This window comes from Collinsella sp. SGI.180 (assembly GCF_050313455.1).
Classification (GTDB): Bacteria; Actinomycetota; Coriobacteriia; order Coriobacteriales; family Coriobacteriaceae; genus Collinsella.
Genome location: NZ_JBNPLL010000006.1, coordinates 13,282 through 29,750, shown reverse-complemented (window position 1 = coordinate 29,750; position 16,469 = coordinate 13,282). Strand labels below are relative to the sequence as shown.

Genomic DNA, 16,469 nt, shown 5'->3' with positions numbered 1-16,469 from the left:
CAGCTCATATGCACCCGCAACCGCCGGTTGTCAAAAATCTCACTAGAATAGGTGGCATGCTTTTGGCGGTGGCGGATAGATTTTTAACTATGCAAGGCGCATTAAGAACATAAACGGTCCGGCGGCACGGCTGGCATCACATAGGAGGAACCATGAATGTAGAAACTGCGCAGCGGCTCGCCGACCTTCGCCGCAGCAAAGGCTTTAGTCAAGAAGGGCTGGCACGAAAGCTGGGACTGTCGCGCCAAGCGGTCAGTAAATGGGAGCGCGCGGAGAGCTCGCCCGATACCGAGAACCTGATCTCGCTCGCCAAACTCTATGGCGTGAGCCTGGACGAGCTCCTCAATCCGAGCGACGAGATCGAGGACGATATCGAGTTTGAGAACGAGGACCGCGCCCGTCAGCGCGAGGCCGAGGCCGCGGAGCGCGCCCGCACCCATGAGGCGGCGGCACGCGCCACCGAGGCGGCAACGCAGGCGAGTGATGCTGCGGCCAAGGCGGCACAAGCGGCAAGCTGGAGTGCGCAGGCCGCCAACGCCGCTACGGCGCAGGCGACGAGTGGCGGTGCAGTTGGCTCGACTCCGGCGAAGGGCCCGTTCCAGTCGTTCCCGTATTGGGCTGTGTGTTGGCTGCTGTTCTTTTTGCTGATGTTCCCGTTTGGCGCCGGCCCCTTTGCCGCGCTGATCTTCTTTACGATCCCTATCTATCACTGGGTGGCGCGTGCGCTCGATGGCGATTGGGCGCGCGGTGATATCCAGGTTGGTCCGGCGCCGGTGACAGCTAGGGCTCAGAATGTTTCCACTGCGGTTGATGCTGACGTGGCTACCGCGACTACCGCTGAGCCGATTGCCAAAGAGGGTGATGAATGATGAAGCTTTCGCATGAATCCAAGGTACGCTTGGGCGTTGGCGTCGGAGCGTTTGTGCTCATCATTGGGCTTGTCTTTGGCATTTCGCGGCTATTGGCGCATTCCGATATGGTGCGTACGACCGGTATTCTATCTGGCCATTTGTCTGATTTTGACGATATGTTTGACGAGGACGATTCCTTGAATAGCGGTAACTATTCCGCTCGGCCTCAGCAACTTTCGAGTGTGACTTTTGATGCCGATGAGTTCCGCTACCTCGATTTCGATATCAATGCGGCTTCGGTGGACGTCAAGGTTGTTGATGGCAACAAGGCTCGCGTTATAGAGCGGGGGCGCGTTGCCGAGGGTATGGATGCCTCCAAGGCCGCGACGCAAAACATCGCATCCGTCGAGGACTCGACGCTCAAGGTTTCCCAGTTTGGAAGTGATAACGGTAAGGCAATCGATCGCTCAGTTACGGTTGAGCTGCCACGCCGTGTTGCCGAACATCTGAAGGGAGTCAACGCGCACGTGGGCTTGGGTGATCTGCAGATTGCCGGTGTCATCTGTGATGGTTTCGACCTTTTCCTGGGTGCGGGAGATGTAGAGTTTTCGGGCAGCGTGACTGATGCGCTCAGCGCTGAGGTCGGTTCGGGCGATGTGACGTTCGAGCTTTACCAGGCCCCCGCGAAGTCGATGGACGTGAGCGTGGCCTCGGGCGATGTGGAGATGACGGTTCCGAATTCTACGGGCTTTAAGGCGAGCCTTACCGTGGGCAGCGGCGACTTCGAGAGCGATTTCCTTCCGCTTGGCTACGACGGCGAGACCATTTTGAATCTTGAATTCGATAACGGTGATAAGTCTGCCACGTATCGTTTTGAGGTCGGTTCGGGTGACATGTCGTTTGATCCGGAGTGACACGCGGTTTTCGGAGATCGGTACATATAGGCGTGCTCTTTGATGAAGGCGCCGGGGCCGTGACGGGCTCCGGCGCCTTTGCCTTTACAATGGGGGCATGGAACAGATTATCTTGAACATACTTAAAGCCTTGCGTCGCGGCGAGACCGTGGACGACAAGGCGCTCGTCAAATTGATACATGCCGAGGCACGCCGTGAGGGTGCCGACAAGCGCGATCTGGCCAAGCGCCGTCTGCTGCCGTTCTACCAGCGGGTTAAACGTGAGGATCCGGCTCGTTGGGCTGCGTGGAATGTCGATTCCGATCTGGAACGTCAACTGCTGCAGGTGCTACGCATGAAGCCGCGCCGCACGGCTTCGGGCGTAGCGACCATTACCGTCATCACCAAGCCGTGGCCGTGCTCGGGCGATTGCCTGTTTTGCCCCAACGACCTGCGTATGCCCAAAAGCTATTTGCATGCCGAGCCCGCGTGCGCCCGTGCGGAGCAAAATTGCTTCGATCCGTATCTGCAGGTGAGCGCTCGTCTGACCGCGCTTTCGCAGATGGGGCATGCGACCGATAAGATTGAGCTCATTGTGCTCGGTGGCACCTGGAGCGACTATCCGGAAGGCTATCAGACATGGTTTATGTCGGAGCTTTTCCGTGCGCTCAATGACGATGCCGTCGCCGGCGTGGCGGCCAACCCCATGTTGGCGCGTCCGGGCATCAGCCGTGCCGAGGCGGGGCGTCTGCTCGACGATGCACCCGCCGATGCCCTGCCGCCGGTGGTAGCGGAGCGCCGCGAGCGCTATCGGGCTGCCGGCATTGCGACAGACGAGGCCGAGCTCGCTGCCGGCGTTGCCGACGAGCAGGAGCGTGTGGATGCTGCCGTGCGCGGCTATAACCGTGCGGTGCGTCGTCTGTACGGCCCCGGTACGCCGTGGGGCGAGGTCACCGAGTGGCAGACGGCAACGATGGAGGAGCTCGAGCGTCAGCAGCGCATCAACGAGACGGCGAAGCATCGCGTGGTGGGACTCGTTATCGAGACGCGCCCCGATGCCGTAACGCCGCAGGCGCTTACGCTCATCCGCCGCCTGGGCTGCACCAAGATTCAGATGGGCATCCAGAGCCTCGACCAGTACCTGCTCGATATCAACGAGCGTCGCATTTCGGTGGGGCAAATCGAGCGGGCGTTTTCGCTTGCGCGCCTGTTTGGCTTTAAGATCCACGCGCATTTTATGCTCAACTTGCTGGGTGCCACACCCGAGGGGGACAAGCGCGACTACGAGCGCTTTATGACCGAGGGGGCCTTTATGCCCGACGAGGTCAAGGTCTACCCGTGCGCGCTCATCGAGGGCTCGCGTCTGGTGGGCTGTTACGAGCGCGGCGAGTGGCGCCCCTATACCGAGGAGGAGCTGCTCGACGTGCTAGCCGATGACATCGTGGTGACGCCGCCGTTCTGCCGTATCAGCCGCATGATCCGCGATTTTAGCTCCGATGACATTATGGTGGGCAACAAGAAGCCCAACCTGCGTCAGCTCGTCGAGAACCGCCTGGCTGCTCGGGGTGACGGTGCGACGGTGCGTGAGATACGCTATCGCGAGATCAGCACGGCGGGTGCCGACTTGGATGAACTGACCCTTGACGAGGATGTAGCGTACGAGACGCCGGTGACGCACGAGCGCTTTTTGCAGTGGGTGACGCCGCAGGGCAAGATTGCGGGCTTTTTGCGCCTGTCGCTGCCCGACCATTCGTTTGTTGCCGCGCATGCGGACGAGTTGCCGACGACGCCGGACGAGGCGATGATTCGCGAGGTGCACGTGTACGGCATGGCGGCGCGCGTGGGCGACCAGGGCCAGGCGGCGCAGCATCACGGGTTGGGGCGTTTGCTCGTAGAGCGTGCGTGCGAGATTGCCCGGGATGCGGGTTATGCGCGCATCAACGTGATCAGCGCGATTGGCACACGCGAGTACTATCGCCATCTTGGATTTTATGACCATGGCCTTTATCTGCAAAAGGAGCTCTAGATGAACAAACCGAGTGTTTCTGCCGGCGTTGTTGCCGGCGTTGCTCTGGGAGCCGCGGCGCTTGGTGCGGCTGCCGTCGCTGTTCGTGCTGCCTGCCTGCAGGTTGCGCGAACCCGCAATGGGTTGGCGCGTGTGAAACGCGTGCACGATGAGGGCGGCGATGAAGTCCGCGTATTGGTGCAGGGCGGTGTCTACCAAAGCGCGAGTTACGTCGGCGAGCGCTGGGCGGAGCCCGTCTTTGCGTATTATCGCGCGTTTGACGACGTGTTTGAGGCCGAGGATGCGATGCGTGACGTTTATGGTCACGGTATCAGCCGTATGCTTATGCTAGGTGGCGGCGGGTTTGCCTATCCCAAATTTGCGCTGATGTCGCATGAGGGCCTGCGCATGGACGTTATCGAGTATGACGGAGAGATTACGCGCCTGGCGCGCCGCTGGTTCTACCTAGACGAGCTAGAGCGCGCGGCGGGCGATCGCCTGCGGGTGATAACCGCTGAGGCTCGCTCGTATCTGGGTGTGACGAGTGTGGGCCATCGTCGCTACGACGTGGTCGTGAGCGATTGCTTTGGCGGTGCCGAGCCCGTAGGCGAGCTGGCGACGGTTGAGGCGTTGCGTTTAGTGCGGGGCAGCCTGAACCCCGGGGGTATCTACGTTGCCAATATCGTGAGCGCAAACGAGGGGAGCGATGTAACGTTCCTGCGCGACTGTGCTGCCACGGCACTCGAGGTATTCGGCCACGCCTGGGTGGTCCCCTGTGGCGATACAGAGTTCGGCGGCGAGGAAAACTACCTGCTCATCGCCAGCGACGGGAACTATGCCTTTGCCGAAGCCGTGCCCTTTGACGCCGACTTCCTCGGCGCCGTCCTTCACGACTAGCGCGTCTTTCTGCGACCAGTCTTTCTGGGACGGGGCTTTTTAGTTGCTTTCGGATGCCGGCTCGCTCCACATCGGGAGCAGTCAATTTGGGACGGGGCTCTTTTAGCTATCCCTGCCACTAATCGGACAAACCTTTCGCTTTACCTGCAAGGGCAGCTAAAATAGCCCCGTCCCAAATTGACTGCTCATATAGTCAGCCCCGTTTTATGCGTGGTCGCGCCAGCTGCGGACACGCTGCTTCATACCCTCTATGTCGAGCACGCCTTCGGCAAAGCCCTTACGCACGAGCTCTTCGGGAACGAACTCATCGTAACGATCAAAGTAAGGCACCTCGCCGGGATAGACGAGCTCGATGGGATCGAAGTCCTTCTCGGCCTCGGCGGCGAGTACCTCAAAGAACGTCTCTTCGTCGGCCTTCATCTTAAACTGCATAAAGTACGGGCGCGACGGGTCGAGTCCGCGAAGGCCCAGCTCCGCGGCACATTTAATCTTGAGCATGCGCTCGAGCGCCAAAAAGGCATAGCTGCCCAGCCAGGGGAAGAGCACCCAGGTGTCGCCGCCCAGGTTAATGAGTGGCCTAGTGCCCGCACCCGAAATCTCGGCCGTATGGCGAGCCTGCGCCAGACGGGCTCGCGCGTTGCCCATAAGGTACGGATACGCGGCATGTTCGTTGAGCGCCTTACGCATGCGCTCGAGTACATGCGTGTTGATGTCGCCGGGGCAATCGCCAAAGTAAGCCGGCACACGGCCCTTGACCTGCGTAGCAAAGACGGTGTGGCGCTTCCAGTCCACTTCTTCGACAATCCAGCAGTGCCCGGCGATGGCGATGCGCTCACCGGGCGGTGGGGGATTGACGATCGTGCCCAGCTCGGCCGACTCGCTGCGGACGGTGAACTCCTCGTTTTCCTGGAACACGGCGTAGAACTTAAAATTGTTGATGATGCGCTCGCCCGCGAGGCCCACGATGAGCCCGCCGCCCTCGGTGACCTGGATATGGTCGATCTTAATGAGGTGACGCAGCAGCACGCGATAGTCATCGGCTGAGACGCGGTGGAAATAACTGAGCGTGAGCACGCGCTGGGCAAGTTCTGCCGGCGTGAGCTCTCCGGTGCTGGCAAGCGTCGACATAGTCTGGTGATAGAGCAGACTGTAGGGGAGTCGATCGAGCTCGGGCGGCTCGACCCACTTTTCCTCGCGATAGAGTTGTACGAGTGCGATGCCCTGCAGGAGCTTCCACGGAATGGTTTCGGGCATCATCGTGCGCGGCTCGGGCTCTTCCTCGCGCATGACAAACCACATCTCGGGCGGAAGGTCGCGGCGTCCCGTGCGGCCCATTCGCTGCAAAAAGGAACTGACGGTAAATGGCGCATCGATCTGAAATGCACGCTCCAGACGGCCGATATCGATGCCAAGCTCAAGCGTAGAGGTGGTGACGGTCGTCTGTGCCTGCTCCTCATCGCGCATGAGCTCTTCTGCCGTCTCGCGCAACGATGCCGAAAGATTGCCGTGATGGATGAGGAAACGGTCAGGCTCGTGTCGGCTCTCGCAGTAGCTGCGCAGCATGGAACATACGGCCTCTGCCTCCTCGCGCGAGTTGGCAAAGACCAGACACTTGCGCCCGCGGGTGTGTTCGAAGATATAGCCCATGCCGGGATCGGCGTTGTCGGGTGCGGTGTCGGTAGGGTTGAGGAGCGCTTGCTCGGCGGCCCGGGGGATGTCGACTTCGCCCTCGGGGGCCGAAGAAGTTTGGCGGTCCTTGGGAGCGGCCTTGCCCCGTGCTCGCTCACGACCTTGACGGCGCTCCTCCTGTGTGGGCTGTCCGCTGTGGCTCGTGCCTTGGGTGTCGGCCGGCAGCGCCGTGGGTGCCGCTGCCTCAATGCGCTCGGAGGCAAGCACTTCGGCCTCTTGAGGACCCATGCTCTCGAATCCCCGCTGCTGTGCCTGGGGACCCGAGTTGTAGAAGTGCTCCATGGAGATGCGCCACACGCGGCGCGGTTCCTCAAAACGGGGGATAACGCAGTCACGTCCCGTTCCCTGTGAGAGAAAAGCGCCCGTGCGCTCGGGGTCGCCGATGGTGGCCGAAAGGCCAATGCGTCGAGGCTGCACGCCGGCCATGCGCGAGAGTCGCTCGATAAGGCAGAGCGTCTGCCCGCCACGGTCGCCGCGCATGAGCGAGTGGACCTCGTCGATGACCACATAGCGCAGGTCGCAAAACATGCGCGGGATCGCCATGTGCTTATGGATCAGGAGCGCCTCGAGTGACTCGGGCGTAATCTGCAAGATGCCGCTCGGCTTTTTGATGAGCTTGGCCTTGTGCGACTGCGAGACATCGCCATGCCAGTGCCAGACAGGGATATCGGCCTCTTCGCAGAGGTCGTTAAGGCGGACGAACTGATCATTGATGAGCGCCTTGAGGGGGCCGATGTAGAGGGCGCCCACGCTCGCGGGCGGCTTCTCCCAAAACTCGGTCAGGATGGGAAAGAAGGCCGCCTCGGTTTTGCCGGAAGCCGTGGATGCCGTCAGGAGCACATTGTCTTGTGTGTTAAAGATGGCATCTGCCGCCGCAACCTGAATGGAGCGGAGACTCTCCCAATCGTGGGAGTAGATGAAGTCTTGGATAAACGGGGCGTAGCGGTCAAAGGCGTTCACGGGGCCTCCTTTCAAAAGCGAATCTCTCGACGCGGCAGGCAGTGGCTTGCTGCATGACTGCTTCAATGTTTGCCCAGGTAAAACCTGCCAAAATAAACCTGTCCCTTTTTGGCAGGTTAGATGGCGAATTCGGCGAAGTTGCGGTCGGCGCCTGCGGTGCCGGTGTCGTCTGTTGCGGCTGCTGGCGCGTCACCGCCGACGCTTTGCAGCAGCTCGGCCACGTTGGCGTTGGGGTTTTGGCATAGGATGTCGAGCAGCTCGATAAAGTCACGAATGACTTCGCGCGGCGTCAGATGCGTGTCGGCTCCCACGCGACCGAACTCAATCTTGAGGAAGTCCACCAGGTCGTTCTCGGTAAGCGTGGGCGTCCAGCCAAAGTAGCCGGCGTGAATTTGCATGATTTTTTCGATCAGCACCAGCAACTCTTCGTAGGTGAGTGGCTGCAGACGGATGATGGGCGCGAGCATGTCTTTAAGGTCCTCGCGTGCAAAGCGGCCCTGAGCGAGTCGGCTGCGCAGGGCCTCGTAGGAGAACACGCCGCGGCGGCGGTCTTCGATGGAGGTTGGCGTGCCGCCCATGATCATGCCCAGGTACTGCGCCTTGCCCTGGAGCGTGTCGTTGTACATGGTCAGGATCTTCTCGTAGTTGTATTGGCGCGTGATCGCGTTGGGAATCTTATACAGATTCACGAGTTCGTCGATGAGCACCAGCATGCCCTTGTAGCCGCTGCAGACCAAAAAGCGCGCAATGAGCTTAACGTAGTCGTACCAGTCGTCATCGCTGATGATGGTTGAGGAACCCAGTTCGGCTCGAGCCTCGCTCTTGGTGCGGTATTCGCCGCGGATCCATTTGGTTATGCGGCTCATGGCCTCTTCATCGCCCTCGGATACGGCCGTGCGGTAGCGGCGGAGCATGCGGGCGAAGTCGAAGCCGTGGACCATCTCCTCGAGCGGGGCCAGTTGGGCATTGACGACCGACTCGTCGACGTCGGCACACGAGGCGACCCAGCGATCCAGAATAAGGTTGAGCGCACCGCCCTCGGGGCGCGTCTTGGTCGATATGTTGCGGATGAGCTCACGGTAGGTGGCAAGGCCCTGCCCCTGACCGCCCTGCAGGCGGCGCTCGGGCGACAGGTCGGCATCGGCGACGACGAACCCCTCGCCCATGGCGTGCGTGCGGATGGTCTGGAGCAAAAAGCTCTTGCCTGCGCCGTAGCGACCGACCAGAAACCGGAAGCTCGCGCCACCGTCGGCGATGAGACTCAAATCGGTGAGCAGGGCGCGGATCTCGACCTCGCGCCCTACGGTGATATAGGGAAGGCCGATGCGCGGGACCACACCGCCCTTGAGTGAGTTGAGAATGACGGCAGCGACGCGCTTGGGCACGCGGGGTGCTGCGGATGCGGTATCACTCATGGTCTAGGTATCCTCTCACGTCTGCTTCGTAATCCTCGATAATTTGCGGTCCTGCCGCGCCGAACTCGATAACGGTGTCTCCCACCAGGTCAAAGAGCGTCTCGTTGATGCTGTCGACGAGCATATCCTCGCTCTGGCCCGACCTCTCCACTGCCGATGTCGCTTGCGCTGTGTTTTGCTCGAGGAGTGCGCGAAGAAAGGCATCTTCGGCGGGCGCGAGTTTGTTCGTAGCTTCGGCAGACGCGGGCGTTGCGGGTGCGGGCGCAGACACGAGGAGCGGTGCCATGACGCCAAACTCTTCGGCGGAGACAGTCTGCTCGTCGGGTTCGTCTTGCTGAATGGTCATCTCGCCAGGTTCGGCAGTCATGCCGGGCGCAGACTCGCGGCCCGGCTGCTCGATAAGCGTTGCCTCGGCTTCCACGGGCATGCCGTCCTCGCGCTCCTCATCAATCAAAAGCGCTTCACGCGTTTGCGCGGCGGCGCTCCGAATGTGCCCCAGCTGGCTCAAATCGATATCGATCTTGATGGGCTGGTGTGCGGCATCCCACGAAAGCCATGCCACGATCTCGTCATCGATGATTTTGGCCAGATATTTGGGGACCTTCTCCTCCTTCAGGGGGTGGGCGGGGGCTAGGGCCAGGCGCAGACGTTGGTCGCAGGCGCGCATCATCTCACCAAGCTTGCTGCTCTTTTGCCTGCTGCCGTGAATTCGCATGCATTCCCAAAAACCGTTTTGGCAGCGGTAGATATGGATGGGGTCAAGACGGTATTCGCAGTCCTCGTGGCGCTCGGGCGCAAAGAACACGGCCGAGGCAAACATGGTATAGGGCATGGCCGTCTCCTCCCCAAACAAGCTCGCCACGATACCGGTCTTTCGATGCGTGTCATAGTAGCGCGCCATGCGGACGTACACGGCACATGCCACGTGGCGTAGGTCGCGATGGTGGCTGCGATCGAGTCTAGAGTTATCGAGGTTATACGTGGAGAGGGCGTTGATAGCGGCCATGAGTCGCTCCTCGCCCGCCTCGTCGGGCGGGAGGGGGAGCGTAGGCTCGGAGGTCTTGCGACGCGCAGGCGCCAGGTCCGACGGCGTCGGTGCAGGTGCAAGGTCTCGAGCCGCGCGCCGCAGCTCGATAAGGGCGTTATCGAACATGACGGTTTTAGAGTCGCGAAGCAGTTTGGGGTCGAGCCCGTGGAAAACGGCGTAATCTTGCAACCACACGCGTGCAAACCGGTCGATGCCGGGCTCGAAGGCACGATAGGCGTTCCAAAAGGCCTTGATCTTGCTAAAGCCATCGAGTGGGTCATCTACGCCAATGCCGCAGATCAGCTCATAGAGATACAGGAAGGCAAAGGACGTAGACGTTTCCTCGACAGTTCCGCGGCGCACTTGGGCACGCCAGGTAAAGTAGCCGCGCAACTGTCGATCGCTCATGGCATTGTAGGTGGGAAAGTACGACTTAAAGGTGCCGTTGTAGGGACAATCGTCCTCGAAGTCGGCCATCAGCAGGCCTTGGCGGTAAAAGAGCTCCGCCTCCGATAGCCAACGTCCCGCGCCGCCTTTGGGATCATCTTGCCAGCGTGATATCTCGCGCATCTTGCGGTACTGGTCGGGGAGGAAGTTCTGCATCTGTCGACCGGTCTTGAGAATCGGCTCGTCAGCATAGATTTCGTTTGAGAAGCGGGCGGACTGATGGGTCCGGGCCTCGGCCATAATGCGCTCGATGAGCATCTTGACGTCCTGGTCGGCCACCGCTTCTCCTCTCCTAACGCAGCTTCGGTGACCTCATATCATAGCACAGCATCAAACAGGTGTTCGAGAAACCGCTACGTAGATAGATTTAGAACAAGAGGGCGTAGATGACCGCCACGACGACGGAGGGGAGCATGTTGGCCGTGCGGAAGGTCTGAGGTCGAATAAGGTTAACCCCAACACAGAAGATGAGCATAGAGCCCACAAGCGAAAGGCTGTCGAGGGCTGCGGTGGTCATGATGGGGGAGAGTGAGCCGGCAAAAAGCGTGATCGTGCCCTGGAATACGGCAACGGGCAGGGCCGAGAAGATGCAGCCGCGGCCAAGCGAGGCCGTCATGGTGCAGACGATGATGCAGTCCAGCGCGCCCTTCAGGGCAAGCGTGGACCAGTCGCCGAGCAGACCGTCCTGAATCGATCCTACGATGGCCATGGCACCGATACACACGGTGAGCGATGCCGAGACAAAGGCGTTGGTGAACTCGTTGTCGCCTTCGCTGCCGGTTTTGCGCTTGAGCCATTCGCCGAGGTTCTCGATGGCGGCCTCCAGGTTGATGGCCTCGCCGATGAGCGAACCGAGGGCAAATGAGACGATAAGCATGGTGGTGCCGGTGGTCGCCAACGCCTCTCCATCGATAACGAGCATCTTTTGCATGGTGCCGCCCAAGCCGATAAACAGAACACACAACCCCGACGCCTTCATGAGCGTGTCTTGGATGCGAGGCGTAATGAAGCGCCCGCCCATAAGGCCAAGCAGACCGCCCGCGATCAAAAGCGCGACGTTGATGATCGTTCCTAAACCCGGCATGAACCCTCCTGTAATTGATGCCAACGCGGCAATCGTAGCAGAACGGGGAGGGGGCGCTCAGTATCCGAGCCAAGCGGCGGTTAGCGGTCTAGGACAGGATGGGGCTAAAGTCGAAGCGCAGCGTCATGAGGTGCTGCGGGGATTCGATGGCTGCGGCAATGATGTCGGCATCTCGTGCGCGATCGAACCCTTCAAGTTCCATTTGATAGGGGACGTCTTCTTGGATACCGATGCGACGAGGAACCAAAAGCTTGGTTCCGTCGAATTCTTCGGTTCGCGTTCCGTCTGCTGCAACGGAATAAAGGTGTAACTTGGCGGTCGTTGTGGCATCAAGTGCCGAGATAGCTTGGATATCGTTCGATGCGCTCTTTGCTCCCACTGCTGTAAGTGCCGTAGGCGCGACGACTTCGCCCGAAGGCAAAAAGACGAGCTCGACGGTGTTGGGGAATGCGATGAGGATATTTTTGCGGCGGGGCGCATTGGCAGCGACTGGCTCAATGCTTGCAGCATCGACGGTTTCCGTGTGGTCGAGCGCGACCATCATGCAACAGTTGCCTTCGTCGACACCTGGGGGAGCGGCAAAGTCCAGGCCGTCTTTCGGTTGGGAATCGCCTAGTTCGGTGGCGCTGCCGCTTGGCTTCTCGAGAGGAACCGCAGCGTTGTCTTCTGATGATGCATCGTCAACATGTGCCGGTGCGTCTGCGACCTCGTCTTTGGGGGATTTGTCATTATCGCTCGATATAGGAGCGGCAATCTCGACGGACCCCACTCCGTGCCATGTCATTTGGAGCAGCGCCGGATCGGCGAGAATGCGCTGCACGCCCGGCTCCTGGGCATCGATATTGATGGGGGCGGGTTCTGATCCGCGCGTGAGGTTAAGCGAGCCCTTCTGCCCGGTGCTTTGAACCTTTTGGTCGTCCGCGTCGCCAGCGTAGAACAGCAAAGGCGCATCTCCCGTTGCGATGGCTTCGGTGTCCGCCTTGGTCAGCCGCAGCGACGCCGTAAAGGAGATGATGGGCTGCGCGCCATCGACATTCGAGGGAACGCAGCCCAGGCATACACCCCCTTCTTCTTCATGGGCCGCGCTGTCGAAGACGACCTTTGCCCCGTTCGCCGAGTCATCGACCGAGGCAATATCGATGCGCAGCTCTAAGTCGCATGGGTCGCCATCGGCGTCGACTGCAGCCGATTTCCATGTGCAGATGGCGCAACCTGTCTGGGGGCCGTTCTCCTTGTCCGGTCGATTGATATCCACGACTATCGAGTCGACCGTATTGCGGTGAAGGCATCCCGAGGTTCGGACCGTGGCATGTGCGAGCGAAAAACGTTGGCAGGCGACGATACCCGACGAATTCGACGCGGGGTTCAGAGCTTGCGGTAAGGAGCTTGCCGTGGCGGGCGTCGCCCAAGCGGCGAGAGGCGTACCGCTCGCCAGTGCGCTGCAGAGCGCGGCAACGGGCAAAAGGTTTTTGGGTGCCATGGTTCTCCTATCTATTCCGCGTACTCCGGTCGTGCTTGGCTATTGGTTGCGTTTGATGTGCAGGCCAAGGCACGTCAGTCCTGCTCCCACCGTGGCGACGCCTACCGCAATGAGTTGTCGGGTGTCGCTCGTCTGGACGAGCGGCTCGTGACGGCTGCCGCGATTAAGGCCCGAAAGATCGACGGTCACTTCTGTGGCCGCTTGCGCTTGCTCTTGTTGAGCAAAGGCCATTGCGGGTGCGGACGCCAAGATGCTGACGATGGCGGCCAGTGCAATCGCCTTAGGACGTGGCGTGCGCACCGGGCTCGACCGTCCAGGTGATGCTTGCCACTTGATCTCCCGTACCGGTGGCGTGGTAGATGTCACGCGTGACGCGGGCGACGTGGCCACTCACATTGAGCCTAATTTTGTCCGTTCCGTCGCCAATGTCCTTGTACTTCATGTCGAAGCTTGCGTCTTTGGAAAGATCGAGGCCCGTAGTCTGAGTCGCCGAGCTGGCATCCTTTTCTGCCGTATCGGGGCCAACCTTAAAATCGATGGAGTTCTGGGCCGAGCCCGTCTTTGCGTCTGCAACGATTGTCCAGTCGTTCTTGGCCGTGACCTTCATGTTGGTGACGTGGATGCCATATGCCGAGAGGTTGTCGATGGTAATCGTCTCGTCGGAGGGTCCTACAAGCGTTCCGTCGGCTTTGGCGGCAAAGGGGATGACCGTTGGCGCCTTAAACGAAACATTGCTAATGTCGGCCTTCACCGTCACATCGGTGGTTCCAACGCGCACCTCTGCCATGGCCGCCGTTGGCGCGGCGCCCATCGCAAGTGCGAGCGTAAGCCCTGCGCCCACGGCGAGTGCCCTGGCTCCGCTCAGGTTCATGGGTGTGTTCATAATCGATCCTTTCTGCTCGTCACGGACTGTTTCCGTGATGGTTGGACGAATGGGGACAGGGTGCTGCCCCTGCGAGCGCGTCGGCCACTAGCCTTCTGCCTGTGCCACCCGCACTTTGACGCGCGTCGGATTGCCGTGGGTGTCGTAGGTCTTGGCATCGAGTGCCTGAATCTCGATATATGCCTCGCCTTCTTGGATATCGCCGGCGGGGCAGGTCTCAACCGTCTTGCCGGCTTCGACCACACCGGACTCATAGATGGTCTCGTCGTTTTGAATCACGCGGAAGCGCTGGGGAAACTTGTTGTCTTGGACGTTTTGCACGTTGACGCGCAACTTGCCGCCTTCCTGCAACTGTGCGACCGGCGCGACCGAGATCGTCATCATGTTGTCGCGGACGATGGCGTCGAGCTCATCCTGGATTTCTTGGCGCGATTTACCTTCTGCCGTCGTGACTGAGGCGCCCGCTTCGGGCACGGGCTGCGACTGCCAGGCGTATAGCCCTACGGCGATGAGGGCGCAGACGACAGCCAGGCAGACAACGACGAGTTTCTTGCGACGCCCCAGTCCTGCAAGGCGGGGCGGCTTCTTCGCACTCATGCGGCGTCCTTGGTGGTGTAGACACGTGCGAACGTGGACGGGTCCGCTCCAAAGAGCATGTGAAGCATCAGGCGGCGCGAGTAGATGAGCTCGTCGAAGTCGTGAGGGAGCTCGATGTTGTGGATACGCGCGATGTGGTGGGCGAGCGCCGAGAACGACTCGGGGTCGCAGATCACATCGGTGGTGACGTGGTAGACCTCCGTACCTGGAAATGCATCTTCGTCGAAAGGCAAGAGATAGGGGTCGTCATCGACTTCGATGGCGAAACCGTATTGGGGCCAGTAATATGCCATGGAAACCTCCCTGCTCTGGGGCCAAAACTCCTATTGGTTTGGCTGTCGATGCCGACCGTATCAGCCGCAACTTGCCCAATAACTAACCAATTGCTTGACGAGCCGATATCTCCGCAGGTAAAAGCATGTGAAAAAAATCTCAACTATTTTTGACTGATAAATGCACATGTTGTGGCTGCGCGGCAACGTGTGGCAAAAGCGTCGCTTGTCCCGAAAATTCCACCGTTCGCCGAATTGCGCGAACGTTAAAAACGTCAATTATGGAGACGGTCTCGAACATGTCGGTGAAACGATGCGGTAACATTTCCCTGCAAACACTGTAGTTAGCTAAAGGGGGAGTTCGCGTGTCTGCAACCATCAAACCCTTCACCGACGAGTTCGAAGAGTATGGTCGCGATGAGTCTCGCACATCGGGCGAGGCCTCGAGCATCTCGTTTCCGACAACGGAGGACGAGGTCCGCGCCATTATGGAAAAGCTCCATGCCGAGCGTGTCCCGGTGACGGTTCAGGGCGCCCGGACCGGTCTTGCCGCCGGCGCCGTGCCTCATGGCGGTCACATTCTCAATACTTCCCGCATGAATCGCTACCTAGGCATTCGCCGCGATGAGCAGGGCCGCTTTCTTTTGCGCGTGGCGCCCGGCGTCGTGCTGTCTGAGCTGCGCAAGCAACTGGGCAAGAAAGTGCTGCCGACTGCCGGCTGGGACCAGGCATCGATTGAGGCCTACGAGGAGTTCCAGGAAGCTCCCGAGCAATTCTTTCCTACCGATTCCACCGAGGCGTCTGCCTGCCTGGGCGGTATGGCGGCATGCAACGCTTCCGGCGCCCGTAGCTACGCTTACGGCCCCATGCGCCCTCACATCACGGGCCTTCATGTCGTGCTGACCGATGGCGACCTGCTCGAGCTTCACCGTGGCGAGGTTTTTGCACAGGGTCGTCGCCTTTCGCTCGTCACGGTGCAGGGCCGCACGCTCGAGCTCGACCTTCCCGACTACACCATGCCCAAGACCAAAAATGCTTCGGGCTATTTCGTTGCTGACGATATGGATGCCATCGATCTGTTTATCGGTGCCTGTGGCACACTCGGCGTCATCACCGAGCTCGAGATTGCCCTGCAGGCGGCGCCTGCGGTCGTTTGGGGCGTGAGCTGCTTCTTTGACAGCGAAGACAAGGCCGTGTCCTTCACCGATTCTGTACGTCCCGTCCTGTCCCACGCGGCTGCCATCGAATATTTCGATGCGGGCGCCCTGGATATCCTGCGCCGTCAGCGTGAGCAGTCGACTGCGTTCGCCTCGCTGCCGGCGCTCGACAAAGACGCCAAGGTCTGTGTCTACGTGGAGCTCGACTGCGACGACGAAGCCCAGGCGACTGAGGAGCTGTATCACTTGGGGTGGGTACTGGAGCTTGCGGGCGGCAGCGACGATGCGACATGGGTCGCGCGCACCGAGGTCGATCGCGAGTGTCAGCGATTCTTCCGCCATGCGGTGCCCGAGAGCGTCAACATGCTCATCGACGAGCGTCGCCGCACGGACCACACCATTACCAAGCTGGGGTCGGATATGTCGGTGCCCAACGCACACTTGGCCGATGTCATCGCCCTTTATCGCCGCACGTTGGCCGAAAGTGGGCTTGAATCTGCCGCCTGGGGGCACATCGGTAACAACCATCTGCATGTGAACATTCTGCCGCGCAATGCGCAGGATTACCGCCGCGGCGGAGAGCTCTTTGCCCAGTGGGCTTCCGAGGTCACGGCCATGGGCGGCGCCGTCTCCGCCGAACACGGCGTCGGCAAGATCAAGGCGGGCTTCTTGGAGACGATGTACGGTCACGAGGCCATGGTCGAGTCGGCGCGGCTCAAGCTCCAGCTCGATCCTGCCGGGCAGCTGGGCCGCGGTAACCTGTTTTCGGAGCAGCTCTTGGATGAGCTCGTCCAGAAAGGGGGCGCGTGAAG

14 protein-coding genes are annotated in these 16,469 nt (G+C 60.4%); 5 read left to right on the top strand and 9 right to left on the bottom strand.

The features are described 5' to 3' along the window. The first annotated feature begins 152 nt into the window (after positions 1 to 152). The 4 genes from ACQRAP_RS03825 to ACQRAP_RS03810 all read left to right on the top strand — a co-directional run bounded on the left by ACQRAP_RS03825 (position 153) and on the right by ACQRAP_RS03810 (position 4,646). The gene (locus ACQRAP_RS03825) at positions 153 to 869 is read left to right on the top strand and encodes a helix-turn-helix domain-containing protein (RefSeq protein ID WP_427794938.1); all 717 of its coding nucleotides are present in this window, start codon (positions 153 to 155) and stop codon (positions 867 to 869) included. Further along, positions 869 to 1,765 (top strand): DUF4097 family beta strand repeat-containing protein, encoded by an 897-nt coding sequence (locus ACQRAP_RS03820; RefSeq protein WP_427794936.1) that lies wholly within the window; start codon positions 869 to 871, stop codon positions 1,763 to 1,765. Before ACQRAP_RS03825 ends, ACQRAP_RS03820 begins: the two co-directional genes overlap by 1 nt. Positions 1,766 to 1,862: 97 nt before the next feature. Beyond that, positions 1,863 to 3,770, top strand: a complete 1,908-nt coding sequence (locus ACQRAP_RS03815; RefSeq protein WP_427728251.1) for an elongator complex protein 3 — start codon at positions 1,863 to 1,865, stop codon at positions 3,768 to 3,770. Continuing rightward, positions 3,771 to 4,646, top strand: coding sequence for a spermidine synthase (locus tag ACQRAP_RS03810; RefSeq protein ID WP_427794935.1), 876 nt, complete (start codon positions 3,771 to 3,773; stop codon positions 4,644 to 4,646). 204 nt (positions 4,647 to 4,850) lie between these two features. Here the strand turns inward: ACQRAP_RS03810 and ACQRAP_RS03805 are convergent, their stop codons facing one another. From ACQRAP_RS03805 to ACQRAP_RS03765, 9 genes are all read right to left on the bottom strand, one after another. After that, positions 4,851 to 7,295, bottom strand: a complete 2,445-nt coding sequence (locus ACQRAP_RS03805) for a DEAD/DEAH box helicase (RefSeq protein WP_427794934.1) — start codon at positions 7,293 to 7,295, stop codon at positions 4,851 to 4,853. 116 nt (positions 7,296 to 7,411) lie between these two features. Continuing rightward, complete coding sequence (locus ACQRAP_RS03800) at positions 7,412 to 8,710, bottom strand: ATP-binding protein (protein ID WP_427794933.1); 1,299 nt, start codon at positions 8,708 to 8,710, stop codon at positions 7,412 to 7,414. Next, on the bottom strand, positions 8,703 to 10,463 hold the full coding sequence (locus ACQRAP_RS03795) for a TerB N-terminal domain-containing protein (protein WP_427794932.1): 1,761 nt from the start codon (positions 10,461 to 10,463) through the stop codon (positions 8,703 to 8,705). Before ACQRAP_RS03795 ends, ACQRAP_RS03800 begins: the two co-directional genes overlap by 8 nt. Before the next feature lie 88 nt (positions 10,464 to 10,551). Beyond that, entirely contained in the window at positions 10,552 to 11,268 is a 717-nt protein-coding gene (locus tag ACQRAP_RS03790; protein WP_427747902.1) for a DUF554 domain-containing protein, read from the bottom strand. Between the two features lie 88 nt (positions 11,269 to 11,356). Then, positions 11,357 to 12,748 carry a hypothetical protein gene (locus tag ACQRAP_RS03785; protein ID WP_427794931.1) on the bottom strand — a complete coding sequence of 464 codons (1,392 nt, stop codon included), beginning with the start codon at positions 12,746 to 12,748 and terminating at the stop codon, positions 11,357 to 11,359. A gap of 39 nt (positions 12,749 to 12,787) precedes the next feature. Beyond that, positions 12,788 to 12,937 carry a hypothetical protein gene (locus ACQRAP_RS03780; protein WP_154517138.1) on the bottom strand — a complete coding sequence of 50 codons (150 nt, stop codon included), beginning with the start codon at positions 12,935 to 12,937 and terminating at the stop codon, positions 12,788 to 12,790. Between the two features lie 91 nt (positions 12,938 to 13,028). Further along, positions 13,029 to 13,631 (bottom strand): hypothetical protein, encoded by a 603-nt coding sequence (locus tag ACQRAP_RS03775; protein WP_427719603.1) that lies wholly within the window; start codon positions 13,629 to 13,631, stop codon positions 13,029 to 13,031. A gap of 87 nt (positions 13,632 to 13,718) precedes the next feature. Continuing rightward, positions 13,719 to 14,228, bottom strand: coding sequence for a hypothetical protein (locus ACQRAP_RS03770; protein WP_427719604.1), 510 nt, complete (start codon positions 14,226 to 14,228; stop codon positions 13,719 to 13,721). Then, positions 14,225 to 14,521 carry a hypothetical protein gene (locus ACQRAP_RS03765; protein WP_154517147.1) on the bottom strand — a complete coding sequence of 99 codons (297 nt, stop codon included), beginning with the start codon at positions 14,519 to 14,521 and terminating at the stop codon, positions 14,225 to 14,227. The genes ACQRAP_RS03770 and ACQRAP_RS03765 overlap by 4 nt, the downstream gene beginning before the upstream one ends. 344 nt (positions 14,522 to 14,865) lie before the next feature. Between ACQRAP_RS03765 and ACQRAP_RS03760 the strand changes: the two genes are divergently transcribed. Beyond that, positions 14,866 to 16,467 (top strand): FAD-binding oxidoreductase, encoded by a 1,602-nt coding sequence (locus ACQRAP_RS03760; RefSeq protein WP_427794930.1) that lies wholly within the window; start codon positions 14,866 to 14,868, stop codon positions 16,465 to 16,467. Positions 16,468 to 16,469: the final 2 nt, after the last annotated feature.

What these genes read in the sequence shown, in the direction of transcription:
- ACQRAP_RS03810 (WP_427794935.1), top strand. Translation starts at nt 3,771, where the DNA reads ATGAACAAACCGAGTGTTTCTGCCGGCGTTGTTGCCGGCGTTGCTCTG.
- ACQRAP_RS03800 (WP_427794933.1), bottom strand. Translation starts at nt 8,710, where the DNA reads ATGAGTGATACCGCATCCGCAGCACCCCGCGTGCCCAAGCGCGTCGCT.
- ACQRAP_RS03825 (WP_427794938.1), top strand. Translation starts at nt 153, where the DNA reads ATGAATGTAGAAACTGCGCAGCGGCTCGCCGACCTTCGCCGCAGCAAA.
- ACQRAP_RS03820 (WP_427794936.1), top strand. Translation starts at nt 869, where the DNA reads ATGAAGCTTTCGCATGAATCCAAGGTACGCTTGGGCGTTGGCGTCGGA.
- ACQRAP_RS03775 (WP_427719603.1), bottom strand. Translation starts at nt 13,631, where the DNA reads ATGAACACACCCATGAACCTGAGCGGAGCCAGGGCACTCGCCGTGGGC.
- ACQRAP_RS03785 (WP_427794931.1), bottom strand. Translation starts at nt 12,748, where the DNA reads ATGGCACCCAAAAACCTTTTGCCCGTTGCCGCGCTCTGCAGCGCACTG.
- ACQRAP_RS03790 (WP_427747902.1), bottom strand. Translation starts at nt 11,268, where the DNA reads ATGCCGGGTTTAGGAACGATCATCAACGTCGCGCTTTTGATCGCGGGC.
- ACQRAP_RS03815 (WP_427728251.1), top strand. Translation starts at nt 1,863, where the DNA reads ATGGAACAGATTATCTTGAACATACTTAAAGCCTTGCGTCGCGGCGAG.
- ACQRAP_RS03770 (WP_427719604.1), bottom strand. Translation starts at nt 14,228, where the DNA reads ATGAGTGCGAAGAAGCCGCCCCGCCTTGCAGGACTGGGGCGTCGCAAG.
- ACQRAP_RS03765 (WP_154517147.1), bottom strand. Translation starts at nt 14,521, where the DNA reads ATGGCATATTACTGGCCCCAATACGGTTTCGCCATCGAAGTCGATGAC.